5 protein-coding genes are annotated in these 3,313 nt (G+C 46.5%); 3 read left to right on the top strand and 2 right to left on the bottom strand.

What is annotated here, in order from left to right:
• Both DXA36_RS33265 and DXA36_RS32410 read left to right on the top strand, forming a co-directional pair.
• On the top strand, nt 1–579 hold a 579-nt coding region (locus DXA36_RS33265; RefSeq protein WP_182479361.1), incomplete at its 5' end, for a hypothetical protein.
• Between the two features lie 30 nt (nt 580–609).
• On the top strand, nt 610–1,737 hold the full coding sequence (locus DXA36_RS32410; RefSeq protein WP_118683623.1) for a cellulase family glycosylhydrolase: 1,128 nt from the start codon (nt 610–612) through the stop codon (nt 1,735–1,737).
• Nucleotides 1,738–1,867: 130 nt separating this feature from the next.
• Here DXA36_RS32410 and DXA36_RS32405 read toward each other — a convergent pair whose 3' ends face one another.
• A complete protein-coding gene (locus DXA36_RS32405; protein ID WP_118683622.1) occupies nt 1,868–2,161 on the bottom strand; it encodes a helix-turn-helix domain-containing protein in 294 nt (97 codons plus the stop codon).
• Nucleotides 2,162–2,332: 171 nt separating this feature from the next.
• On the opposite strand from DXA36_RS32405, the gene DXA36_RS32400 reads away from it, so the two are divergent.
• Nucleotides 2,333–2,566: a hypothetical protein gene (locus DXA36_RS32400; protein ID WP_118683621.1), complete on the top strand. Its 234-nt coding sequence runs from the start codon at nt 2,333–2,335 to the stop codon at nt 2,564–2,566.
• A gap of 452 nt (nt 2,567–3,018) precedes the next feature.
• Here DXA36_RS32400 and DXA36_RS32395 read toward each other — a convergent pair.
• The coding region (locus DXA36_RS32395) for an S-layer homology domain-containing protein (RefSeq protein WP_182479360.1) at nt 3,019–3,313 on the bottom strand (295 nt) is incomplete at its 5' end.

Below are 3,313 nucleotides of genomic sequence, written 5' to 3'. Positions count from 1 at the left end.
CCGGTGCGCCGGCAGATAGAGGAAAGCTATCTTGCGGCAGAAGAGCTGTCGGCAAGAGTGGGAAAGCCTTTCCTGAACAGCGAGCTGTGCTGCCTGTGCCGTGCCAATCCCTATGATTTGGCTTTGGATATCTGCAGGGAGCATCATACGGGCTGGTATTTGTTTGAATTAATGATAGACGGCTACTGGTCGGACGTGCATGGGATTTTCTATCCGGACGGTACGGTCCGGGATCCATCCATTCCCGCGGCGGTATTGGGTTTCCGGCGTAAAAGGGACGAAGGGATGGTGTATCCCAACGCGAATAAGGAGGGCTATGCCCAGCGGGGTATTTCCATGGTAAAAGAGGCCCTGGAGGAAAAAACAAAAGTATTCCGTGCCGGCAGAAAGTCCATTGACGAGGTGCTGGAGGCGGCGGAGTTCTGCGCGAACCTGCTGGAGGCCTGTGAACTGGTGCCTATGTACGATCCGCCAACGGCACGTATTGCGCGGATCCGTAAGGCCGGGGATGAAAGGGAGGCCAGGAAGCTGGCTTATGAACTGGCTCTGCTGTTGCAGGATAAGTGTCAGCTTCTGTAACAGGAAAAGGAATACAAGGGGGAAATATAGATGAAAAGAAGATGGACAGAAAAGGAAGCGTGGGAGTGGTATACTTCACATCCGTGGATCAGCGGTTTTAACTTTATTCCCAGCGGCTCCATGACGGGGAGTCTCTGGCTGTTCCAGGAGTATGGACATAAGGAAGCCTTCCGTGATGCGGCCAGGGAGATTGCGCTGGCTGCTCAGTTGGGTTTTAACAGTATACGTATGGGACTGCCTTTTGAAGTTTACAGGAAAGAGAAGGAAGGATTCTTTCGGCATTTGAATGAATTTCTGGATTTATTGGAGGGGTATGGGATAACGCTGATGCCCGTCCTTTTCGGAGACTGTTGTGTTCCCAGGGAAAAGTACAAAGAACCCTGCCTTGGGCCGCAGCCGGAACCGGTGCCGGGATATTTTGGAGGAAGCCCGGTCACCCCTTTTGATGACAGTACGCAATCCGGACAGAGCATAGGCTACAGTATTACGGATGATCTGGAAAACAGGCCGGTGATAGAGGAGTATATAAGAGAACTGGCATCCCGGTATGGTCAGGATCCCCGTATCCTTATATGGAATGTATGGAATGAGGCTGGGAATTCAGGCCGTATGAGCAGGTCCCTGCCGATGATGGAGGCTGTATTTTCCTGGTTCCGTGACATGGATGTGATGCAGCCCTTAACGGCAGATGTATGGGGAGCAGGGGCGGATAACCCTTACGGATGGCTGAAAAAACCTGGAATCTATGCGGAAATAGAAGAGCATTCCATCGCTCTTTCCGACATTATCACCTTCCATTATTATGGTGATTATACTCATTCCAGGCAGTATATTGCATTCCTGCGCCAGTTCGGCCGTCCGCTGATCAATACGGAATGGCTGCACAGACCATTTCGCAGTCTGATCCAGACGCATCTGCCGTTATGGAAGAAGGAAGGGGTGGGAAGTTACTTTTTCGGTTTTGTTAATGGGAAGAGTCAGTTTAATTTTGTCTGGGAATTCATTAAGAATCTGCCGGATATCGATACCTCGCTTTGGATGCATGATATTTTCCATGAAGATTTCCGGCCTTATGACATAGAGGAGATTGAGGTGATTCAAAAATGTAACATAGATAAGGCATTGCCTGAAAAAATAGCAGGTAATAACTCGTTATAGATGTGAAAAAGGCCATTGACAAGTTTGGAAGGAAACCTGCCAGTGACCTTTTTTAATCTGTTATATAAATTGATTTTGAGTTTTCTGCTGGCCGGGAAACAATATATTTTTAAAAACTCATTGCGCAGTCTTATGAATTACGCAAATCATCAACAATTAGCATGATATGCTCTATTTGATTTGGGCTTAATCCAGTAACATCGATGGTACTGCCGTCTGTGCTTTTCCTCTTTTCCCGTCCTAACAGATAGTCTGTACTTACAGAAAAGAAATCAGCAATTTTCTCCAGCATATCCACCGAAGGCATGATGTTATCGTTTTCCCAGTTACTAATACTTTGTTTTGATACACCCAGTTTATCTGCGAGTTGAACCTGAGTTAATTCCCGCGTCTGGCGCAGGTACTTGATACGGTATGCAAACATGCTCACTCCGTCCTTTCTTCTTTCAAGTAAGTATGGACGAAATGTTAAAATAATAAAAATACCAGTATTGAAATAGTGGATTCAGGCATTCTATTATATTACTTAGGGAGTTTAAAAGACAATTTAAGAATCATAGTGATAATATTGAATTTATTCAAAAAAGGAGAAGGTATGGACAAAGAAAAAAACGATAGGCTTGTAAGCTTATATCGAGAGCTTCCGCAGGAAATACAGAGTGCAGTGCTCTGGATTATGGAACAGAATGAAATTGTAGATTATTTGGTACAGGGAGAAAAAATTCCAAAGAAGGAGATAGAGGAGTTTATACAGAAAGCCATGGAAAAGAAAGACTATCTAATGGTGGTAATGCTGATATATAAAAGAGTATATGATATGAATAATTAAGGCATAATCATGATTGGCTCGCTACTCCTTTTTTTATCGGCATGTTCAGAGATATTTAAACTGAATTTACTGCAAAGGGAACGGGTCTTGATATTCTGCCGCAATTTGTGAACAGAAGCAGCTCTCAAATGTAATATCCATGAGGCTGTCGGTTAATACCATTTTTCCCCCTGGTATGCAAGGAAGAGACAACCCTACAGAATTCTGGCTTCTTAAAGCCCGGATGCTCTTTGGGATTATCTCTTCCTTTTCGTAACTCTTATTTTAGGACGCTTCTCATATTTGGATTTATGCTCACAACCGTTGCAGCCCGCACAGGCATATACCACAACGGTCCGGGTGCAGCCATCCTGCCCTTTGCTTTCTGTCCGGATATGGCGCGGTTTCCTTCCGTCATGGCAGAGGGAATCGTGCTTATCTTCAAAGACCGCATTCCCTCCTGTAACAATCTCCTATTCCGGGCGCACATAGTCATCCACTTTGGTATTTACAGCCATGATACCGTTCTCGTCGAAGTAGTACATCTTTCCGCCGATTTCCTTCCAGCCGGTGAGGGCCTTACCGCCCTGATAGTAGAGCAGATGGCCGGAATCGTTCTTTGTCCAGCCGGCAGCTGTGGCCGGGTCAATTACAACTTCTATAAACCGGCGCAGAACCGCCGACACCTCGGCACGGGTGGCGTTTTCCTGCGGGGCGAAGCGGTTCCCGTCCCTGCCTTTCACGATACCGGCCCGCTGCATGGCGGCG

It is taken from the genome of Eisenbergiella sp. OF01-20 (assembly GCF_003478085.1).
Classification (GTDB): Bacteria; Bacillota; Clostridia; order Lachnospirales; family Lachnospiraceae; genus Eisenbergiella.
Note: the sequence above shows the minus strand (reverse complement) of the source record. Positions and strands in the feature narration are given on the sequence as shown.

What these genes read in the sequence shown, in the direction of transcription:
- DXA36_RS32410 (WP_118683623.1), top strand. Translation starts at nt 610, where the DNA reads ATGAAAAGAAGATGGACAGAAAAGGAAGCGTGGGAGTGGTATACTTCA.
- DXA36_RS32405 (WP_118683622.1), bottom strand. Translation starts at nt 2,161, where the DNA reads ATGTTTGCATACCGTATCAAGTACCTGCGCCAGACGCGGGAATTAACT.
- DXA36_RS32400 (WP_118683621.1), top strand. Translation starts at nt 2,333, where the DNA reads ATGGACAAAGAAAAAAACGATAGGCTTGTAAGCTTATATCGAGAGCTT.